22 protein-coding genes and 1 pseudogene are annotated in these 20,747 nt (G+C 45.9%); 7 read left to right on the top strand and 16 right to left on the bottom strand.

The features are described 5' to 3' along the window. Positions 1 to 8 precede the first annotated feature (8 nt). The gene (locus tag ACESPU_RS09285; protein ID WP_008773563.1) at positions 9 to 1,127 is read right to left on the bottom strand and encodes a DUF362 domain-containing protein; all 1,119 of its coding nucleotides are present in this window, start codon (positions 1,125 to 1,127) and stop codon (positions 9 to 11) included. Positions 1,128 to 1,204: 77 nt separating this feature from the next. Between ACESPU_RS09285 and ACESPU_RS09280 the strand changes: the two genes are divergently transcribed. Both ACESPU_RS09280 and ACESPU_RS09275 read left to right on the top strand, forming a co-directional pair. Continuing rightward, positions 1,205 to 2,389: an AAA family ATPase gene (locus tag ACESPU_RS09280; RefSeq protein WP_036617201.1), complete on the top strand. Its 1,185-nt coding sequence runs from the start codon at positions 1,205 to 1,207 to the stop codon at positions 2,387 to 2,389. Positions 2,390 to 2,410: 21 nt separating this feature from the next. Continuing rightward, a complete protein-coding gene (locus ACESPU_RS09275) occupies positions 2,411 to 3,157 on the top strand; it encodes a nitroreductase family protein (protein WP_005854358.1) in 747 nt (248 codons plus the stop codon). On the opposite strand, the gene rpiA is transcribed toward ACESPU_RS09275, so the two are convergent. The 5 genes from rpiA to ACESPU_RS09250 form a co-directional block, all read right to left on the bottom strand. Then, the gene (rpiA, locus tag ACESPU_RS09270) at positions 3,147 to 3,851 is read right to left on the bottom strand and encodes a ribose 5-phosphate isomerase A (RefSeq protein ID WP_122144876.1); all 705 of its coding nucleotides are present in this window, start codon (positions 3,849 to 3,851) and stop codon (positions 3,147 to 3,149) included. The two genes, ACESPU_RS09275 and rpiA, sit on opposite strands and share 11 nt — an antisense overlap. Before the next feature lie 13 nt (positions 3,852 to 3,864). Further along, complete coding sequence (locus ACESPU_RS09265) at positions 3,865 to 4,734, bottom strand: nucleoside phosphorylase (RefSeq protein ID WP_005864339.1); 870 nt, start codon at positions 4,732 to 4,734, stop codon at positions 3,865 to 3,867. Between the two features lie 88 nt (positions 4,735 to 4,822). Then, positions 4,823 to 5,815 (bottom strand): flotillin-like protein FloA, encoded by a 993-nt coding sequence (gene floA, locus ACESPU_RS09260; protein WP_005854361.1) that lies wholly within the window; start codon positions 5,813 to 5,815, stop codon positions 4,823 to 4,825. Between the two features lie 10 nt (positions 5,816 to 5,825). Beyond that, positions 5,826 to 6,314, bottom strand: coding sequence for an NfeD family protein (locus ACESPU_RS09255; protein WP_009275728.1), 489 nt, complete (start codon positions 6,312 to 6,314; stop codon positions 5,826 to 5,828). Positions 6,315 to 6,322: 8 nt separating this feature from the next. After that, positions 6,323 to 7,771 carry a tetratricopeptide repeat protein gene (locus tag ACESPU_RS09250; RefSeq protein WP_122144877.1) on the bottom strand — a complete coding sequence of 483 codons (1,449 nt, stop codon included), beginning with the start codon at positions 7,769 to 7,771 and terminating at the stop codon, positions 6,323 to 6,325. 111 nt (positions 7,772 to 7,882) lie between these two features. Here ACESPU_RS09250 and ACESPU_RS09245 point away from each other — a divergent pair, with 111 nt between their 5' ends. Further along, on the top strand, positions 7,883 to 8,629 hold the full coding sequence (locus ACESPU_RS09245; protein ID WP_122144878.1) for a tRNA 2-thiocytidine biosynthesis TtcA family protein: 747 nt from the start codon (positions 7,883 to 7,885) through the stop codon (positions 8,627 to 8,629). A gap of 1 nt (position 8,630) precedes the next feature. Continuing rightward, entirely contained in the window at positions 8,631 to 9,002 is a 372-nt protein-coding gene (locus ACESPU_RS09240; RefSeq protein WP_005854365.1) for a DMT family protein, read from the top strand. A gap of 127 nt (positions 9,003 to 9,129) precedes the next feature. Here the strand turns inward: ACESPU_RS09240 and miaA are convergent, their stop codons facing one another. Together miaA and ACESPU_RS09230 are read right to left on the bottom strand one after the other, a co-directional pair. Continuing rightward, positions 9,130 to 10,029 (bottom strand): tRNA (adenosine(37)-N6)-dimethylallyltransferase MiaA, encoded by a 900-nt coding sequence (gene miaA, locus ACESPU_RS09235; RefSeq protein WP_011966695.1) that lies wholly within the window; start codon positions 10,027 to 10,029, stop codon positions 9,130 to 9,132. Then, positions 10,029 to 10,589 carry a hypothetical protein gene (locus ACESPU_RS09230; RefSeq protein WP_005854369.1) on the bottom strand — a complete coding sequence of 187 codons (561 nt, stop codon included), beginning with the start codon at positions 10,587 to 10,589 and terminating at the stop codon, positions 10,029 to 10,031. The genes miaA and ACESPU_RS09230 overlap by 1 nt, the downstream gene beginning before the upstream one ends. A gap of 72 nt (positions 10,590 to 10,661) precedes the next feature. Between ACESPU_RS09230 and ACESPU_RS09225 the strand changes: the two genes are divergently transcribed. Both ACESPU_RS09225 and ACESPU_RS09220 read left to right on the top strand, forming a co-directional pair. Continuing rightward, on the top strand, positions 10,662 to 10,787 hold the full coding sequence (locus ACESPU_RS09225) for a hypothetical protein (RefSeq protein WP_255352131.1): 126 nt from the start codon (positions 10,662 to 10,664) through the stop codon (positions 10,785 to 10,787). A gap of 121 nt (positions 10,788 to 10,908) precedes the next feature. Further along, positions 10,909 to 11,765 (top strand): annotated as a pseudogene (locus tag ACESPU_RS09220) (PD-(D/E)XK nuclease family transposase). Between the two features lie 101 nt (positions 11,766 to 11,866). Here the strand turns inward: ACESPU_RS09220 and lpxA are convergent. The 8 genes from lpxA to ACESPU_RS09180 form a co-directional block, all read right to left on the bottom strand. Beyond that, a complete protein-coding gene (gene lpxA / locus ACESPU_RS09215) occupies positions 11,867 to 12,652 on the bottom strand; it encodes an acyl-ACP--UDP-N-acetylglucosamine O-acyltransferase (protein ID WP_009018102.1) in 786 nt (261 codons plus the stop codon). Between the two features lie 17 nt (positions 12,653 to 12,669). Then, complete coding sequence (locus tag ACESPU_RS09210; protein ID WP_005854379.1) at positions 12,670 to 14,055, bottom strand: bifunctional UDP-3-O-[3-hydroxymyristoyl] N-acetylglucosamine deacetylase/3-hydroxyacyl-ACP dehydratase; 1,386 nt, start codon at positions 14,053 to 14,055, stop codon at positions 12,670 to 12,672. Positions 14,056 to 14,061: 6 nt separating this feature from the next. Continuing rightward, a complete protein-coding gene (lpxD, locus tag ACESPU_RS09205) occupies positions 14,062 to 15,105 on the bottom strand; it encodes a UDP-3-O-(3-hydroxymyristoyl)glucosamine N-acyltransferase (RefSeq protein WP_005854380.1) in 1,044 nt (347 codons plus the stop codon). An 89-nt stretch (positions 15,106 to 15,194) separates the two neighbouring features. Further along, positions 15,195 to 16,037, bottom strand: coding sequence for an orotidine-5'-phosphate decarboxylase (pyrF, locus tag ACESPU_RS09200; RefSeq protein WP_005854382.1), 843 nt, complete (start codon positions 16,035 to 16,037; stop codon positions 15,195 to 15,197). 32 nt (positions 16,038 to 16,069) lie between these two features. Beyond that, positions 16,070 to 17,179, bottom strand: a complete 1,110-nt coding sequence (gene prfA, locus ACESPU_RS09195) for a peptide chain release factor 1 (protein WP_005854384.1) — start codon at positions 17,177 to 17,179, stop codon at positions 16,070 to 16,072. Between the two features lie 9 nt (positions 17,180 to 17,188). Beyond that, complete coding sequence (locus ACESPU_RS09190; RefSeq protein WP_005864354.1) at positions 17,189 to 18,355, bottom strand: AIR synthase related protein; 1,167 nt, start codon at positions 18,353 to 18,355, stop codon at positions 17,189 to 17,191. 46 nt (positions 18,356 to 18,401) lie between these two features. Further along, on the bottom strand, positions 18,402 to 19,310 hold the full coding sequence (locus ACESPU_RS09185) for a glucosaminidase domain-containing protein (RefSeq protein WP_005864355.1): 909 nt from the start codon (positions 19,308 to 19,310) through the stop codon (positions 18,402 to 18,404). 73 nt (positions 19,311 to 19,383) lie between these two features. Continuing rightward, the gene (locus ACESPU_RS09180) at positions 19,384 to 20,115 is read right to left on the bottom strand and encodes a bifunctional 2-polyprenyl-6-hydroxyphenol methylase/3-demethylubiquinol 3-O-methyltransferase UbiG (protein ID WP_005864356.1); all 732 of its coding nucleotides are present in this window, start codon (positions 20,113 to 20,115) and stop codon (positions 19,384 to 19,386) included. A 125-nt stretch (positions 20,116 to 20,240) separates the two neighbouring features. Between ACESPU_RS09180 and cdd the strand changes: the two genes are divergently transcribed. Continuing rightward, the gene (cdd, locus tag ACESPU_RS09175; RefSeq protein WP_057327242.1) at positions 20,241 to 20,717 is read left to right on the top strand and encodes a cytidine deaminase; all 477 of its coding nucleotides are present in this window, start codon (positions 20,241 to 20,243) and stop codon (positions 20,715 to 20,717) included. Positions 20,718 to 20,747 lie beyond the last annotated feature (30 nt).

Below are 20,747 nucleotides of genomic sequence, written 5' to 3'. Positions count from 1 at the left end.
TCCGTCTATTAAACTGTTATTAATTCATACGCTTGAGAACCCAGTCCGATTTCCTCCGCATAACGTAGGCCGGCTTGCCAGTTCGTATCCGGATGAATCAAATGGAATTTATCCTCTCCCTCAAGGTGTTCGTGAGGATGAGTCTCGGCTAATTTATTACCTCCGATGATAGGAGCGTTGATAACCATATCGGCGCAAGCCTTATCCAAGGCCACCGGATCGAAAGACGCGGCGATACCCAAATCGGGGATGATGGCGGCATCGTTATGATTCCAGCAATCGCATTCCGGAGATACGTTCATGATAAAACTAACATGGAAATGAGGCTTGTCTGCTAATACGGCTTTCGTGTACTCGTCGATCTTGTAATTCAATCGCTCGGAAGTATCACCTTCGCCCATTACGGCACCGTCGTACTGGCAAAGAGCCACACATTGCCCGCAACCTACACAACGCTCGTAATCAATTTCGGCCTTTCGGTTGTTATTCAAATGGATGGCATCGTGAGCGCAGTGCTTTACACAGATGTTACAGCCTTTACAAGCCTCCGTATCGATACGGGGTTGTGAGGCACAATGTAATTCCAGTTTACCGCCTACGCTGGCGCATCCCATCCCGAGGTTTTTCAGCGCACCGCCGAAACCGGCTTGCTCGTGACCTTTGAAATGGTTCATGGAAATGATGATATCGGCATCGGCGATAGCGGCACCTATTTTCGGGGCCTTGCAATATTGCCCGTCAATCTCGATTTCCCGGTAGTCCGTACCTTTCACGCCATCGGCGATGATAACGTTGCAACCGGCGGACATGGGATTGAACCCATTTTCCATGGCGCTTTGAAGATGATCGACAGCGTTGGAGCGGCGGCCCGAGTATAAGGTGTTGCAATCGGTAAGGAACGGTTTCGCGCCTAATTCACGTAACAGGCTCACCAAGCGAGCGGCGTAATTAGGACGAATGTATGCCAAATTCCCCGGTTCGCCAAAGTGGATCTTAATGGCTACAAATTGATTTTTGAAGTCGATATTGGCGATACCGGCACGTTTTACCAGACGTTCCATCTTATCCAGCAGGTTGCTGCTGGGGGTCGTGCGTAAATTAGTAAAGTAGACTTTGGATGTATTCATCTTTTTATTGGTTTAGTGTTGACAAAGGTACGAAAAACACGGAACATTTTTTATATTCGCGTAAAACAGATTTGTATATGGACTTGCTTCAGCGGAATCATCAGCTATTGTTGAAAGGAATAAATTGTACATTCCTGCGTTATTTGCATGCACGGATAGAGTGGGAGGATCGGTTAATCGGCATCTTCGGCTCTCGAGGGGTTGGTAAGACTACCTTGTTGTTACAGCATATTAAGTTGAAATTTGAAGATTCACGGGAAGCCCTGTATGTGAATCTGGATGATTTCTGGTTTGAGACACATTCATTGACCGATGCGGTTAAGGAGTTCCTGCAAGCCGGGGGGCATTATTTGTTTTTGGATGAGATCCATTTCTATTCGGGCTGGATGGAAGAGGTCTCAGCTTTATTGGATGCCAACCCCGCCTTAAAGATTGTTTTCGCTACCACTTCTTTGTACTCGCAGACAGAGGTGCGGAACGGGTTAAGGCATGAGGCTGCTTTTTATACCATGCATCCGATGTCGTTCCGTGAATTCCTTTCTTACGAAAGCATTCTGGATAAAGATCCCATTCCGTTGGAGGATATCTTAGCGAACCATCATGATTTGGTGAAGGAGATCAATGCGGAGATGAATATTGTGCCGATTTACCGGAACTATCTGGAACATGGATGTTATCCTTTTTATTGGCAAGACCCGGATATGTATTATTTCCGTCTGCAAGAATTAGTGAGAAAAGAGATTTGCCGGGATTTGCCTTCGGTGGTTTCTATTTCGATGAGTAATCTGGAACGAGCTCAAAAATATTTTATGATGGTGGCTGAGTCGGCTCCTTTACGTCCGAAATCGATTGATGTAACCCGTAAGACAAATATGCTTCGTCAGCAAAGCGATAGCCTGTTGCGTTTCTTTCATGATGTGAGGCTTATTTATTACTCGGCAGACCAACTGGGAACCACTCCGGCCAAGCAGAAAGTCTTTATGGGGGATACCAACTTGCTGATCTCTTTTTTCGGAGATAAGGAGAATCGGCAATTGATGTGTGAAACCTATTTCTTAAGCCAGATGCGTTCCGTGGCGAACGTGGAATTCATGGAGAACGGAGATTTCTTGATTGGCGGTAAATATATCTTCGCCGTAGGTGATCCCTTAAGGGGATATGATCGTCTCCGCTTCGTACCCGACGCTTATGCGGCTATCTACGGGTTACCGAAAAGCGTGTTTAACCGTATGCCGGCATGGATATTAGGATTTAGTTATTGAGAATTTAAAAATAGGATTGCTATGTTAGAATGCATGAAGAATAGAAGAAGTATCCGTAAATATACGGATCAGGATATCCCGGAGTCTTTGCTGAATGAATTATTGGAAGTGGCTACTCGTGCCTCGAATACAGGAAATATGCAATTGTATAGTGTCGTGGTTACCCGCGACCCTGCGAACAAGGAGAAACTGGCTCCGGCTCATTTTAACCAACCAATGATTACGGGAGCCCCGGTGGTACTTACTTTTTGTGCGGACGCGAACCGTTTCGTGAAATGGGCGGAGTGCAGGAAAGCGGAGGCCGGATTCGATAATTTACAAACGTTTATCGCTTCGACGATAGATGCGATGTTGTTCGCCCAGAGTTTCTGCAATGCCGCTGAGGAAAAAGGCTTAGGCATTTGCTATCTGGGTACGACGGCTTATAATGCGGACCAGATCATTGAGGCGCTTTCTCTTCCCCGTCTGGTTGTCCCGATCGTTACGGTTACGGTGGGTTATCCGGCAGAGCCTATACCCGCTCAAGTTGAACGTTTACCATTGGCGGCTGTGGTACAAAACGAGACTTATACGGACTTTACTCCGGCTTCCATCGATGCCTTGTATAGTGAGAAAGAGGCATTAGAGGTGAATAAGCAGTTTGTAAGGGAGAATAATAAGGAAACACTGGCGCAGGTCTTTACGGACGTACGCTATACGAAGAAAAATAGTGAACATTTCTCCGAGGTGCTCTTGAAGGTATTGAAACAACAAGGATTCATGAAGTAAGCCCTAATACTTCTACCTTATAGTTCATAAAGAGTCCACTCTCGAGTACGCCCGTAATCGACTTGAGAGTGGATTCTGTATTTTCAGGGATATAGTCCATCCATACGTCTAGGATCATATTGCCATTCTCGGTAATGATCGGTCCATCCTTACCTTGCCCCATACGAAGTTTTATCTCACCGGGGTTCAAACGCTGGAGTCTGTCCTCTACATAGGTGAGAGCTCCCGGGAAAATCTCTATCGGGATCGGGAATTTAGCTCCCAGCCTCTCCACTTTCTTGGAAGGATCGACCAGTATATAGGTCTGCGGACTGGAACTGATTAATAGCTTTTCCTTGAACATGGCGCCTCCACGCCCTTTGATCAAGTTAAAGTGGGAATCTACTTCATCAGCCCCATCGAAGGTCCAGTCCGGCTTGTGGGAAAACAGGCTGGTAACCGGAATGCCTAGCTGGGCGCAAGTCATCCGGATTTCTAATGAAGTGGGGATCGCCAAGATGGAAAGACGTTCCGTCCGGATACGTTCCGCTATGCGAATCAACGCTAGATAGGAGGTAGAACCGGAGCCAACACCTATGACTTGTCCGTTTTCGACTTTAGATGCGATAAGGTCCGCTATCTTTATTTTATCTTCCTTATGGGAGATCTGATTCCCCCATTCCAACGTATCGATTAGTGAATGATCCCACTTCATAGTCTTGATATTATTATATACGGTCTAATACAGTTTCAATCAGTTCCTCCAAAGAACCTTTATAATCCGTATTCATATGATTATCCACACGTCCGGCGATAATACAACATACGGTCATTGCCCGGTGTCCCATGAGAGCGGCCAGACCAGCTAAAGAGGAGCTCTCCATCTCGAAGTTCGTAATCTTTCGCCCGTTGTACTCGAAAGCCTCTATTTTCCGGTTCAATTCCGGATCAGTCAAGGGCAATCGGAGCTCGCGCCCTTGCGGCCCGTAGAAGCCATTGGCCGCGATAGTCGTTCCCCGGATAATATCATTACGGGTGATTTGCTCGATCAACGATGGATCTGCCGATACGACATAAGGCCATATGCCGCTAAGCCGCCAATCAAGCTGTTTTATTAATTCAGATTCCAAGTCTGCGTCACGAACGGAATTACTATTTGCGTAGAAATAAATGACTCCATCGAATCCGATCGATTTCTCCGCAGCTACGTAAGTCCCAATCGGGACAAATGGCTGTAACCCTCCGGAAGTCCCGATACGAACTAGGGAAAGTTGCTTGAATTCCGGCTTGATCGTACGGGTTGAGAAGTCAATATTAGCGAGAGCGTCCAACTCATTTAATACGATATCAATATTATCTGTACCGATGCCATGGGATACAACCGTGATACGTTTTCCCTTGTATTGGCCCGTGATGGTATGAAACTCCCGGCTGGAAACCTCACATTCCTGAGACTCAAAATAGGAAGCGACGGTTGTAACCCGTGCGGGATCGCCAACAAGTACCACACGATCCGCGAGTTGTTCTGGTTTTAAATGCAGGTGGAAAACACTACCATCTGAATGGATCGCTAATTCTGAAGCGGGGATTGTTCTCATATTCGATCAGCTAATTAAGTTTACTTTTAATCATAAAAGGGCAAGGTGCGACCCTGCCCTTGGAGATAGTTCCATGTATATAACTATTTTAGTCCTTTAATGGTTTTGATGGAGTACCGGTCGGTTTAGCTATCGCTTCACGCATAGAAGTGTCCGCCTCGATGTTCTTCATCTTGTAATAGTCCATTACGCCTAGGTTTCCTGTGCGGAAAGCGTCTGCCATTGCCTTGGGAACTTCCGCTTCTGCCTCGATCACCTTGGCACGGGCTTCTTGTGCTTTCGCCTTCATCTCTTGCTCGAGGGCGACAGCCATCGCACGGCGTTCCTCGGCTTTCGCCTGAGCGATATTCTTATCCGCTTGAGCTTGATCCATTTGCAAGAAAGCGCCGATGTTCTTACCTATATCGATATCGGCGATATCGATGGAAAGGATTTCGAAAGCTGTTCCGGCGTCAAGCCCTTTGCGAAGCACTAATTTCGAGATGGAATCCGGATTTTCCAATACGGTCTTATGGCTTTCGGATGAACCAATGGAAGATACGATACCTTCACCTACACGGGCTAAGATCGTCTCTTCTCCGGCACCACCCACTAATTGCTTGATATTCGCACGAACGGTGACACGTGCCTTGGCGATTAACTGGATTCCGTCTTTCGCTACCGCTGTTACCGGAGGGGTATCGATCACTTTCGGATTTACCGACATTTGTACAGCCTCGAATACGTCACGTCCGGCCAAGTCGATAGCGGTAGCCATCTGGAAAGGAAGGTCGATATTCGCTTTCGACGCGGAAACCAGCGCATGCACTACTTTCTCGACATGTCCACCCGCTAAATAGTGCGCTTCCAGCTCGTCGCGTGTAAGCGTCTTTATTCCTGCCTTATGCGCTTCGATCATCGCACGAGTGATGATGTAGGGAGGAACTTTTCGGATACGCATCAAGAATAACTGGATCAAGGAGATATTGACTCCTGATACTTTGGCCGAGATCCATAACAGGAACGGCACATAATAGAAAAAGATTGCCAGCAGAAGTACTGCGGCCCCCAATAGGATAAGTGGCAAAAAGGTTATTTCCATATATAAAAAATTAAGCGTGAATATTTGTTTCTTCTTTAGGACGGACAATTACGTTGTAACTGTCTACCCTGATCACTACGATCGGCGTGTTCTCATCGATTAATTCGTCTTGAGATTTCGCTTCCACGTTAATACCTTTAATCCGGGCCTTGCCGATAGGGGCTAAGCGTGAGAGCGTGATCCCCTCGTCTCCGGGTTCTATTCCGAGATCCCTGCTGGATGTCAGCTTGGAATCGATATCTGTCTTTAAAGCGATCTTGTTAAAAGACCGGGAACGCAATAACCAAGCGAAGATTATTCCGAATGTAATGATTGATAAGGATAAAGTCAGATGCCCTACCCATATACCTACCGTATAAGCGAAAACGACTCCGCCGATAGCGAAAATAGCCCCGCCTATACCCGCGAGTGTTATTCCCGGAAGAAGGAATATCTCCGCCAGTATCAGTAGGATGGCCGCTACCATGAGGAAGACGATGATGGCTATGTCCAGTAGCATAGTTCTTCTTATTTATGGTTGTTTCTTAGGTATACGATCTCTGCGTTACGTGCCTTTTTCTCCCATTCGTCCGGTTGGCCGAGCAGGTTGTTTAACTTTTCTTCCGCATCAAGAATCGTAGGCTTCAGTTGTTCTCGCTTCGCCTTATTCCCTTTGATGTAGCTGGCTCGTAAACTCTCTAGTTTCTCATTTAGCTCCTTGATCTGTCTATGGATGGAAACTACTTTCTCGTAGTAGTTCTTCGCTTCCGGACTTTGGATATCGTCTAAGGTGTAATAAACGATATCATCATGGATCGGGAACGTGAAATCTTTCTTTATTTCTATACGTCCATAAGGAATCTCGGTATGGGCTAAATGAATAAGCTCTTCGTAATTCGATCCGGGTTTCCATGAATCCTTGATCGAGGCAATAGAGGCCCGGGCACGTTTTAGTTCGACATCCTCGCTATCTACTCGCTCGCGGTTGTCGTTCGGGATGAATAAGTATACGCAGACTTTTCCTTCCGGTTGATAACGATCGGAAACGAACCATCCCAATTGCTTGGCTTCGTCGATCACCATCATATAATCGTTAAACGGGGAGTTATAGGGCATGCCCAATTGCTCCGGTGTAAGGTAAGTATCGGAATTGATGTTGTAACGGGTGACGAATAAATCATATCCGCCCAGAGAGCCGTTCCCTTTGGATGCGTAATAAATCGTTACGCCATCGGATAGCACGAATGGATACCCATCGTCGGCGTCACTATTGATATTCATCGGTAACTGTTTCTCGTCTCCCCATTGATCCATGAGCTTGGATTGGGTAAAAAGACAATTGTGGTTACCGTCTGTCGAGTGGGCGTAATAAATCTTATCCCCCTTCTGGTTCATGTATACCGATGAGTTGCCCGGATCGTTTGTCTGGAAGAAATCTTGGTAAGTGGTCAACGTACCGCTTTCCTCGCTTAAGGTATAGGCTGATAAGAAATCATCTTTATCAACGACCAAGCTATCGATAATCTGGACATTCTCTACCTTATCAAGCATACGGCTTGCTTTGTTCGCCAAGTCCATACGGATCTGGTAAGGCTCCACATCTTGTTTCTTTTTTGTTAGGAGGGTGATGTATTCGTCGAACATCTCCTCGGCTTCGTCAAAACGATAGGTCTGGTAGTATACTTCTCCAAGGTATCGATAAGCGTCTTGTACCCTACGCTTTACGGCAACCTTAAGATGTTTCTCCGCTCCTGCTAAATCTCCGGTCTCGAAACAGCAAACACCATACCATTGATTATAAGAGGCATTGCTTGGCGCTTGTTTCACTAGTTTCTCGAACACAGGTTTGGCTTCCGCGTATTTCCCGTCGTTATATAATTTTTTTGCCTGATCAAGACTTTGCGCATGTAGTTGCATTCCTCCGCATAGGAGTGTAACTCCTAGCGTATAAAGCAGCTTTTTGGATAACCGTTTCATTTTGTCTATTCTAGATTATATAGTTATGCAGTTTCAAAGATAAGAATATTTTTGTAGAGGCATACAAATCGAAAAGATAAATGTATAATTTTGCGCCCGTAAAGAAAAGATATGGCAAAATTGACAGCGGACGAACGTTTGTTTCGCAAGATAGAGAATAAGGTAAAGAGAGCGATTTTCGACTATGGCTTGATCAATGATGGTGACCGGATCTTGGTCGGGTTGTCCGGAGGAAAAGATTCCTTGGCCTTGGTGGATTTACTGGGGCGCAGGTCGAAAATCTATTGTCCTCGGTTTGAGGTCGTGGTAGCGCATATCGTGATGACGAATATCCCTTATTGTTCGGATCGGGAATATCTTAGAAGTTGCGCGGAGGAGCATGATTTGCCTTTCATTGTCCATGAGACAAGTTTCGATCCTTCTACGGACACTCGCAAATCTCCCTGCTTTTTATGCTCTTGGACTCGCCGGAAAGCTTTGTTTGAGATCGCTAAGGCTCATAAATGCAATAAGATTGCGCTAGGGCATCATCAAGATGATATCCTAGAGACACTGTTGATGAACCTGACCCACCAAGGGGCTTTCGGAACAATGCCTCCCCGGTTGAAAATGGATAAGTTTGATATGGAGATTATCCGTCCGATGTGTCTGGTGGAAGAGAGGGAGTTGATTCAGGTCGCCGCATGGAAAGGGTACCGGAAACAATTGAAGAACTGTCCTTATGAGTCGGGTTCCAGTCGTTCGGATATGAAAGAGCTGCTGAAAAGTCTGGAAGCGATCAATCCGGAGGCCCGTTACAGCCTTTGGGGGAGCATGACGAATATACAAGAAGATTATTTACCTCGAAAAATAAGATAATATGCAAAGTGTTTATACGATTTTATTGTTGATCGTGTCTAATATTTTTATGACATGCGCTTGGTATGGTCATTTGAAGATGAAGCAACAATTCAGTTGGTTTGAGCATCTTCCTTTGTTTGGCGTAATCCTGTTTAGTTGGTTTCTCGCTTTTTTTGAGTATTGTTTCCAAGTACCGGCGAATCGCATCGGTTTCCGGGATAACGGGGGGCCGTTCAACTTGATTCAATTGAAAGTGATCCAAGAGGTGATTACGTTGGTGGTATTCGTGGCCTTCAGTACCATCGCTTTTAAGGGGGAGTCGTTTAAATGGAACCATGCGCTTGCTTTCGTATTCTTGGTAGCGGCGGTTTATCTGGTTTTCAAGAAATAAAGTCGTTGCGTTTGGCTTTGATAATCAGCGGAAAACCTTGATGCCTATTTTAAGATGCTTACAATGCCTATTCAAGCATGTTTATAATGCCCATTGTAAGCACCTTATAATGGGCATTGTTAAAACGCTATATGATCTGTTGGCTCAGATGTGTAAATATAGCTTCGGTCTCATCCGGATGGAACCATGTTATTTCTGGGTCCCGTTTAAACCAAGTCATTTGCTTCCGGGCGTAGACCCGGGAGTTTCGTTTGATTTTCTCCACGGCGAGGTCTAATGTCCATTCTCCGCTGAAGTAATTGAATAATTCTTTATAACCTACCGTGTTCAAGGAATTCAAATGACGGAAGGGATAAGCCCGGCGAGCCTCTTCCAATAATCCTTCGCTCATCATTTGATCTACACGTTGGTTGATGCGGTCGCATAATTCGTCACGATCTCTATTAAGCCCTACTTTGATGATCCGGAACGGACGCTCTTTCTTAATGTTCGTGCGGAAGGAGGAGTAAGGCTTGCCTGTCATCCGGCAAATCTCTACGGCATGGATCACTCGTTTGTAATTATTCCGGTCCACTTCCTCGTAATGAACGGGGTCTGCTTCTTTTAATTCAGCGAGGATAGGGGCTAGTCCCTCGGTTTCAAATTGCATGTATAGGGCATCCCGGATCTCCGGTGTAACCGTCGGGATATCGTCAATACCTTTACATACGGCGTCGATGTACATCATAGAGCCTCCGGTCATTACGACGGTCGGGATCGTTTTATGTAATTCGGATAGGAGGGAGACCACATCTTCCTCGAAGTTGCTGGCGCTGTAATAATCGGTAAGTGAGAGAGTGCCTACCATATAATGCTTGACACGTGCCATTTGTTCCGGTGTAGGGGCAGCCGTGCCGATCGGAAGGTCTTTATAGAGCTGACGGGAGTCGGAAGAGATAATCGGAGAGCCGAAACGTTCCGCCACTTGGAGGCTTAACTCGGTCTTTCCGACTCCTGTCGGCCCAAGTAATATAACGAGGGAATTCATCAAAAGCGCTCGTCGTCGTAAGGATTATCCATCGGACCTTCGCCTAAACCGTCGAAGCCGCTTTTGTCTAATTCGTCCATATCGTATTCGGAGTCACCGTAAAAATCTTCTCCTACGTCCGTGCTACCGTTCTTAGCCTCGAACTCATCGAAAGAAACTATTTGGGCGGGAGGCGTACCTACCGATTTGCTGCAAATAGGAGCATCCAAGTCTTTTCCCGGAACGATCTCACGAAGTTCCATGAAGAAGGCACGTTCGGTCATATAATCGAAAACGAAAAGTAGTTTTTGGTGCTCGTCTTCCAACAATTCTTCCAGTTGAGTATCGGCCATGACATAGCTGTCTTCCTCGGAAGAGGTATCCATCTCCACTAATGTGATCTCTGTCTTTTTACTCCAGTCATCGTCACATATGAAGAAAGAGGTCATTTGATCCTTTGTATAACCTACAGAGTCGAGGATGGCGTTTTGCAAATCCAAGAAAGTAGACTCGGAATCAATCTTGATCTCGCGCTTGAAGTCATCTGCTTCATCTGATAGGATTAGAAATCTAAATAGCATAGTTGTTTAGTTTTATTATCGCCTCAAAAGTAGTAAAAATATGGATATACCCAATATACGTCGCTATAAATAATGAAAGAGGGTGCGCGTCTGATCCCTGTATCTGAGGCGACCGTCGTAGCTTCGTCTTCAACCTTCGTCAAAGAGACGGAATCTGCGGCTGAGATATTAGCGGCAGTTGTCACCTTGAATAGGTAATTGTAATATGGGTAAATAATAAAAATCACAGTATCAGATATCAATCTTTTGTCTTTCGCCCGAAATGACATATCTTTATGGCACCGCCCGCTATTGGGCCGTAACTTAAAACCTATCAACTATGGATAAAAAAAAGGAGGATCAACGCATAAAAGAATTAAAAGACCGATACATACGTTTCGATTGGGCGATCAAGAGACTGCTCCGGCAAAAAGCCAACTTCGGTGTGCTGGAGGGTTTTCTCACGGTTTTTTCTTGGAGAGAAGATTACCATCGTGGAGCTGCTGGAGAGCGAGGGTAATCAACTGTCATGAGGATGACAAGTTCAACAGGGTGTACGCCAAGGCGCTTAACGACAAGGGCGAGATCATCATCGTGAAAATACAAAATATTCGCAAGCTATATTATCTCGAACAGGTACTCTATGGCGTGGCGAAAACCATAACCGAGTACATATCACTGGGCGAGGACTACCTTTATCACGGGCAGAATCATTTCATCGGCGTACATACCAAGGATCAATTGGTAGTCAACACGAAAGAGAGGAATGCGATTGTTTCCCGGCTACCTTCCGAGATTTTCCCCGAATACATACTTATACGGGTCAACGAGTTCGATAAGGTAGCCGTCACTCCCTTAGAGGAATGGATGAACTACCTTAAGGACAGAACGATCCGTCCCGGCACCATGGCTCCGGGATTAGGCGAAGCTCGAGAAAAATTAAAATACTACTCCATGACTCCTGAGGACAGACACGCTTATGACGAACACTTGAATGCGGTCATGATACAAAATGACGTGTTGGATTCGGCGAAGCTTGAGGGACGTATGGAAGGACATATGGAAGGACATATGGAAGGACTGGCGGAAGGCGAGGCGAAAGGTAAGGCAGAAGCGAATCTAGAAAACGCCAAGAAGATGAAAGCTATGGGGATCGATCTTGAAATGATCCGGCAGATCACGGGAATTACCCTATAAATAACCTTTTGGCGACATAAATAGCGAATCGGCGCAAACCCCTCATCGTAAGATGCGGATTTGCGCCGATTTGTTTTTGGTTGTTCGGATGTCCGTGTCGCTTATTCGTCGATCGAACCTCTTACGATACCCCGGCTGGAAGACTTGATGAAATTGAGGATCAAATCCCGTTCCTCGCTAGGCTCGTACTCGGTCTCGATCGCTTTCAGCGCCTCCGTATTATTCAAGCCTCGGGTATACAGCGTGCGATAGATGTCTTGAATCAAGAATACCTGCTGATTCGTGAATCCCCGGCGACGTAAACCTACGATATTGATACCGCAATAAACGATCGGATCACGGCCGATCAAGGTATAAGGAGGGATATCTTTTCCGATACGAGAACCGCCTTGTACCATCACGTGCTTGGATATACGCGTGAACTGATGCACCAAGGAACCTCCGCTTACGATAGCGAAATCATCAATCTCTACCTCCCCGGCGATTTGCGAAGCGTTACCGATGATAATATGGTCTTTTAAGACGCAATCATGGGCCACGTGCGAATAAGCCATGATTAAGCAATTGCGACCTACCACGGTCTTACCTTTGGAAGCGGTACCCCGGTTGATCGTCACGCATTCGCGAAGCGTCGTGTTATCTCCGATTTCCGCCGTCGTGGTTTCCCCCGCGAATTTCATGTCTTGAGGGATACCGGCAACGACCGCTCCCGGGAAAATATTGCAATTTTTACCAATCCGTGCGCCATCCAAGATAACGGCGTGAGAATATATATGGCAATTATCACCGATTACGACATCTTTCTCAATCACGGCAAACGGATCGATAGTTACATTCTGGCCGATCTGGGCCTCTGGATGAACGACTGCTAGAGGAGATATATTCATTATCGTACTTTATCTTATTATTTGTTTTTTACAATCTGAGCCATGAACTCGGCTTCACTAACCAATTTATCACCAACGAATACATACCCTTTCATGGTAGAGATCCCGCGACGGATCGGTGCCAATAATTCCAGACGTAAGATCAACGTATCGCCCGGAACGACTTTTTGGCGGAATTTCACGCCATCTATTTTCATGAAGTAGGTAGAATAGCGCTCTGGCTCATCTACGGAATTCAAGACTAGCAAACCACCTGTTTGTGCCATAGCCTCAACCTGCAGGACTCCCGGCATGACCGGCTCCTGAGGGAAATGCCCTTGGAAGAACGGTTCGTTGGTCGTGATGTTCTTTACGCCTACGATATAGTTCCCGCCAACCTCGATGATCTTGTCAACCAATAAGAACGGATAGCGGTGCGGCAATAATTCACGGATACGGTTGATATCCATCACCGGCTCACGGTTCGGATCGTATACCGGGGCTTGCACCTCGTTCATCTTGATATCCTTGCGGATCATACGAGCTAACTGGTTATTGATCTTATGTCCCGGACGGGTAGCGATCACACGTCCGCGGATCGGCTTACCGATCAAGGCGATATCTCCGATCACGTCGATCAATTTATGACGTGCCGGTTCGTTATCGAATACAAGCGGCTTGTTATTGATATAACCTAATTCCTGCACGTTCTTGTGAGGGATGTTCAGCATATCCGCCAATTTGTCCAAAGATTCTTGCGGTATCTTCTGGTCGTAGATAACGATCGCATTGTCTAAATCGCCACCCTTGATCAAGTTATTGTTGAGCAACATCTCCACTTCGCGTACGAATACGAACGTACGTGAAGCCGCCAATTCTGTCGGGAATTCGCTGAGATCGTTCAACGTGGCGAATTGGTTGGAAAGCACGGGCGAATCGAATGAGATCAATACGTTCACGCTGAACTTATCATCCGGAAGGATGATCAACGAAGAACCGGTTTCCTCATCTTTTACCTCGATCTTGTGCTTTACGATATAATAATCCTTCGGAGCGTTTTGCTCAACAACCCCTGTCTTTTGGATTTCCTCGGAGAAGAAGCGAGAACTTCCGTCTAGGATCGGAAACTCGGGTGCGTTTACCTCGATCAAGCAGTTATCGATCTCATAAGCGTATAAAGCCGCCATCGCGTGCTCGATCGTACTTACTTGAACGCCATTCTTGCTAAGCACCGTACCCCGTTGTGTATTAACCACGTTCTCGGCCAAGGCGTCAATCGTCGGTTGGCCTTCCATATCGACACGTTTGATCTTGTATCCATGGTTCTCGGGTGCGGGATTAAACGTAATCTCTATATCTAATCCGGTATGCAACCCTTTTCCTTTCAAGGAGAAACTTGCCGCAAGCGTTTTCTGTTTTTGCATAGGTCTTTATTGTTTATTAATTTCTTTCTTGAGTTGTTCGATCTCCCGTTGCATTTGCCCCAGCGAGCGGTATATATCCGGAAGACGGTTGAAGATCGCGCTGGAACGCATGAAGTTCTTAGCGTTGATCGCCGGCGCCCCGAGCAATGTCGTCGCTTCCTTCACGTCGCTGATAACGCCAGCCTGAGCTCCGAATACGACGTGGTCCGCCACATGGATATGTCCGGCCAAACCAACTTGTCCGCCAAACATACAATGCTTTCCTACTTTTACGGAACCGGCGATGCCGACTTGCGCCGCCATCACGGTATTCTCGCCTACCTCCACGTTATGAGCGATTTGTACGAGATTGTCCAGCTTAACGCCTCGGTGAATGATCGTAGAATCCATCACCGCACGGTCAATTGTCGTATTGGCTCCGATCTCTACATCATCCTCGATAATAACGTTGCCTAATTGCGGGATTTTCTTGTAAGTCTCACCTTCGGGAGCGAATCCGAAACCGTCAGCCCCGACTACGCTACCGGCATGAAGGATACAATTATTGCCGATTATACAATTCTCGTAAACGGTGGCATGCGGATAGAATACGCAGTTATCTCCTACCGTCACGTGATCACCGATATAAGCGTGCGGGTATACCATACAGTTCTTACCCATTTTTACGCCTTCTCCGATGTAGGCGAAGTTACCGACATAACAATCGTCGCTCACGATCGCGGAAGCGGCGATAAAAGCGGTAGAATCAACCCCCTTCTTTTTGCTCTTCGATTGCTCTACCAAATTTAATAACATCGCGAGCGCCGCATAAGCGTTCTCTACTTTTACAAGTGTGGCTCTTATCGGTTGTTCCGGTTTGAAATCATTATTCACCAAAACAATGCTTGCCTCGGTATTATAAATATGATGCGCATATTTAAGATTCGCCAAAAAGGTCAATGTACCTGGCTTTCCTTCTTCTATTTTAGAGAAGTTGCTGACTTTAACGTTCGGATCTCCTTCAATCGTTCCGTTCAGGAAGCCGGCAATTTGTTGGGCTGAAAACTCCATTACTTATTCAATTATATATGTATCTTCGTTGACTGTCCGCTGTTTATAGACAGTTAGTTTGCAAAAATGGTGAAAATTCTTTATATAGCCTATGCTTTGCAGGGAATAATTCCCTTATCATGTAGATAACCGGCCATTTCTTTCTGTACGGCATGTGCCGCCTCACGGGCTACGTTGGCGAAAGCCTCCGTCTTATCCGCGTAAATAATCGCACGGGAAGAATTTACCAAAAGACCGCATTGGTCGTTCATCCCGTATTGAGCTACTTCCGCCAAGCTTCCACCTTGAGCGCCTACGCCCGGAACTAACAAGAAATGATTCGGGGCCTGTTTACGGATATCAAGGAACATCTTGCCTTGGGTAGCGCCCACTACATACATCATTTGCTCATCGTTAGCCCATTCTTGCGATTTCTTTAGTACTTTCTCGAAAAGACGTTCACCATTTGCGTCTTCCGTCATTTGAAAATCATGTGAGCCTTTATTGGAGGTCAAGGCCAATAAGATTACCCAAGCCTCCGGGTAGATCAAGAATGGTTTTACGCTATCCTCGCCCATATAGGGAGCGACCGTTACGGCATCTACCTTGATATGATCGAAGAAAGAACGGGCATACATCTCGGAGGTATTTCCGATATCACCGCGTTTCGCGTCGGCGATGATAAATTGATCGGGATAATTCTCCCGTAAGTAAGCCACAGTCTTCTCAAAAGCCATCATGCCCTTTGTACCAAGGCTTTCGTAAAAAGCCAGATTCGGCTTGTAAGCGACACAATAATCGGCGGTAGCGTCGATGATCGCTTTATTGAATGCGAAAATAGGATCTTCTTCCGACAAAAGATGTTGCGGGATCTTTTTTATATCTGTATCTAATCCGACACAAAGGAAGGATTGTTTCTTTTTAATATTCTCGAATAGCTGTTGTTTGTTCATTTTCTTATTCAGTATGAAATGATTGGATGTGTTTACAATTCAGACTCTTTTAATCGCTCAGCGTTCTCCGCTACGATCAGGTGATCCAAGCAATCTTGAATTTCGCCGTCCATAAAGGCTGAAAGATTATAGATCGTGTAATTGATACGGTGATCCGTGATACGCCCTTGCGGGTAATTGTACGTACGGATCTTCGCGGAACGGTCACCGGTAGATACCATGGTCTTACGCTTGCTGGCGATATCGTCTAGGTATTTCTGGTGTTCCTTGTCATAAATAAACGAACGAAGACGGGTAAGCGCCCTTTCTTTGTTCTTCGGCTGGTCTCGTGTCTCCGTACATTCGATCAAGATTTCCTCACTCACACCTGTAATGGGGTTCTTCCAGACATAACGCAGACGGACACCTGATTCCACCTTGTTTACGTTCTGACCACCAGCCCCACCGGAGCGGAAGGTATCCCATTTAATCTCCCCTTCATTAATCTCAACATCAAATTCATCCGCCTCAGGCAATACGGCGACTGTAGCGGCGGAGGTATGTACACGTCCTTGCGTCTCCGTAGCCGGTACACGCTGTACACGGTGTACACCGGACTCATACTTCAACGTTCCGTATACTTTCTCGCCCGATACCGTGAAGATGATTTCCTTAAAACCACCGGACGAGCCTTCGCTAAAGCTAGACACGCTTATTTTCCATCCCTTCAGTTCGCAATACTTCACGTACATACGATATAGATCACCGGCGAAAAGGGCGGCTTCGTCACCTCCCGTTCCTCCTCGTATCTCAACGATCGCGTTCTTGTCGTCTTGCGGATCAGCGGGAACGAGCAATAATTTTATCTCTTCTTCCAAAGCGGGAATACGTTCGTTGCAGGTATCCAGCTCCTCACGGGCCATTTCCCGCATTTCCGGATCTTGCTCGGACTCAAGCAAGGCTTTCGCTTCCTCGATCCCGTTCAATACTTTCACGTATTCCGAACGAGCTCCCACGATTTTCTCCAAATCACGGTACTCTTTGTTCAGTTTTACGAACCGTTTCATGTCGGCGATCACCGCCGGGTCGGTAATAAGCGTACCGACTTCCTCGAAACGGCTCACTAATCCGTCTAATTTACCAAGTAAACTATTTTCGGCCATTTATCTTTATTAATAGGTAAAGCGACCTTTCTCGCTTTCGATAATCAATTCATTTTTATCAGCTTCCTCTACGAAACCCACGATTTGCGCATCAATACCAAAGCTTTTTGAGATGCTGATTACTTCTTCCGCATGCTCGGGAGCGATGTAGATCTCCATCCGGTGTCCCATATTGAATACCTTGTACATCTCGCTCCAGTCCGTACCGCTCTGCTCCTGAATCGTGCGGAATAACGGTGGGATAGGGAAGAGATTGTCCTTGGTTACACGCTTGTTCTCTACGAAGTGCATAACTTTTGTCTGAGCCCCTCCCGAACAATGTACCATGCCATGGATTTGAGAGCGTAGTTTATCAAGCAATACCTTAATTACCGGCGCATAGGTACGTGTCGGCGAAAGCACCATCTTTCCGGCGTCTATCCCTAATTCCTCGATCTTATCCGTAAGTTTCAATCCTCCGGAGTAAACCAATTCTTCGGGAACGGCGGCATCGTAGCTTTCCGGATATTTCTGCGCTAAATACTTGGAGAAGACATCATGGCGGGCAGAGGTCAAACCATTGCTACCCATACCTCCATTGTATTCTTTCTCGTAAGTGGCTTGTCCGGAAGATGCCAGACCTACGATCACGTCTCCTCCTTGGATATTCTTATTGTCGATTACGTCCGAACGTTTCATGCGGCAAGTGACCGTACTATCTACGATGATGGTACGAACTAAGTCGCCAACGTCTGCGGTCTCGCCACCTGTCGCATAGCAACCAACGCCCATCTCACGTAACTCTGCCAGCAACTCATCTGTTCCATTGATGATCGCCGATATCACCTCGCCCGGAACCAACAGCTTGTTACGTCCAATTGTAGAAGAGACCAAGATATTGTCTACGGCACCTACACAAAGCAGGTCGTCGATATTCATGATAAGAGCGTCTTGGGCGATACCTTTCCACACCGAAAGATCTCCGGTCTCTTTCCAGTACATATACGCCAAGGACGATTTGGTACCGGCACCATCCGCATGCATAATATTACAATATTCAGGATCACCGCCTAAGATATCGGGGATGATCTTACAGAACGCTTTCGGAAAAATTCCCTTATCGATGTTCTTTATTGCGTTGTGAACATCTTCTTTTGAAGCGGAAACGCCTCGCAGGTTATAACGTTGATCACTCATTGTACTATATTATTTGAACCGCAAAGGTAATACTTTTTTATGTTACTTATCTAAGTTTTAAGACATCTCCTTCCTCCGGGATGTAATCTTTGTCTTTTTTATTCATTTTATACAGACTCTTGATCTGGATTCCGTACATCTGTGCGATACTGTGCATAGACTCTCCGACTTGTACCACGTGGTCGTAATTCGGCTTGTCCGCTTTCTTCTTTTTCTTTTCCAGATATACGATATCGCCTTCCTGCAACGGGAAGTCCTCGGGCACCTCGTTGAATTTCATCAACTGCTTGGCCTTGAATCCCATGCTTCGGGCGATCTGGTCGAAACTGTCGTTATCCTTAGCGTATACATAGATCAAACCGTGGGTACGATAGACTTGATAATTGAACACCGGAAGATTTTGCTTCTTGGTAGAGGTCTTCTTTGTTCCCTTACCGGAGTCAAAGCGGTATAACTCATAATCTTCGATAACCTTGATTAATTTATTTGCGTAAGCACGATCGGTGGCGTAACCGCATTTTTGTAGTCCTTTGGCCCAGCCTTTGTAATCCTTGATGTTTAATTTGAACAGGCGTTCGTAGCGGGAGCGTTCGGCGAGGAAGCGGGAATGGTCATCATAAGAATCCTCTACTCGTTTGTATTTCCGGAAGCACTCTCCCCGCAGGTCGTCGTCGTGATAGACCCTGCCGCCTCGCCAGTCCGAATGGCATTTGATACCGAAGTGATTGTTGGAGCGTCTGGCCAAGTCGCTTTGCCCAGCTCCGGATTCCAGTAATCCTTGCGCTAAGGTGATACTTGCCGGAATGCGATATTTCTTTTGGTGTTGAATCGCCAAATCACTGTATTTACTGATGTATTTTTGATAGGAAGTCAGCTTCCGCTGGCTTTCTGCCCCTGCGCTTAAACAGGCGAGGGACAATAATAATATACCTAAAAAATGAAGGGATAAACGCATAACTGTTCTTTTCGATCCGATTTTACCGGACAAATATATAAAAGAAAATACATATCTACTGGGAATTGATGGGTTAAAAATAGGAGATACGGGCTAGATAATCGTAATGCTCCCCATCTTCTATTTTTTCCGCTTTAAAGCCGGCTTGCCTTGCGTATAGATTCAGCGTGTTGAAATCTATATATAACCAATCAAATGAATCCCCTTTGATACTTTTATATTGCATGCGGAAATCGATCTCTCCGAAATAATCATCCTCAGGGGCGATATCCAGATTCCCGTCTTCATCTTCAAATAAATAACTTAAGTCGCTAGAGTCAAGTAAAAGCTGTCCGTCCCGGGCTAGAACCTCTTTTAAGCGGTGAAAGAAAGCCGGGAGATTTTCCAGTTTACCGATAATCCCGGAACCGTTCATTAAGAGAAGAATGGTATCGAATGGTCCGGTTAAGCTCCTGTCAAAAAAATTCTGTAAGCGGGCGTCTTTTACGCCCCGTTTGTTCATGGCCTCTATGGAAAGAGGGGATATGTCGATAGCGGTAACCTCTTTACCCATTTCCTGTAAAGCCAAGGTGTGGCATCCACTTCCGGCACCAACATCCAATATTTTACCTGTACTGAGTTGAAGGGCTTTCTGTTCCAAGGAGGGCATTTCTTGGAAAGTCCGGAATAATTGATTCACGGGAATCTCATCTTCATCGAACATGGAGGAGAATACACGGAGTTTGCTCGCTTTTCCATGTGCGAGATAATCGATGATAGCGGCGCCCATCGGGTCTTTATCGGATGTAAGAAGCATTGAATGCATATGTCTTTGTTCTATATTAAGGTATATTCTATGATGTGAGTGCGAAATTAATATATTCTTTTTATATTTATAGCCTATAAGAATTATAGTTATGTTTCTTTCAAAACATTAAAACAATCAAGAAAATGAAAGAATTGAAATTAGAGACCCGGGTAGAGGTCTATGCGGTAGGAGAATTGGACAATATATATAGGCAATTGTACGAGGCCGCTTTTGAAGCCTCGAAAAAAGCTTATGCTCCTTATTCCAAGTTTCATGTGGGAGCGGCGGTTCTATTGGAGAATGGGGAGATACTTTCCGGAAATAATCAGGAAAACGCAGCCTATCCGTCTGGGCTTTGCGCGGAGCGGACCACCTTATTTTATGCGGGAGCACGTTATCCGGATGCGGCAGTTCAGATTTTGGCGATTGCGGCTATGAAGGATGGGGAACGTGTGGATCTTATCACGCCTTGTGGTGCCTGCCGGCAAGTGATGTCGGAAACCGAGCAACGTTATAACAAACCTATGAAAGTCCTTCTTTGTGGAAAAGAGGAAGCGTATCTCGTTCCGAGTGCGACGGCCTTGTTGCCGTTTTGTTTCAGTAAGTCTGATTTGATCTGATAGAATAAAAAGAGGCAAGAACGATTCTCG

The sequence above is a fragment of the Parabacteroides sp. 20_3 genome (genome assembly GCF_964238835.1).
Classification (GTDB): Bacteria; Bacteroidota; Bacteroidia; order Bacteroidales; family Tannerellaceae; genus Parabacteroides; species Parabacteroides distasonis.
This window is presented reverse-complemented; position numbering and strand designations above follow the sequence as displayed.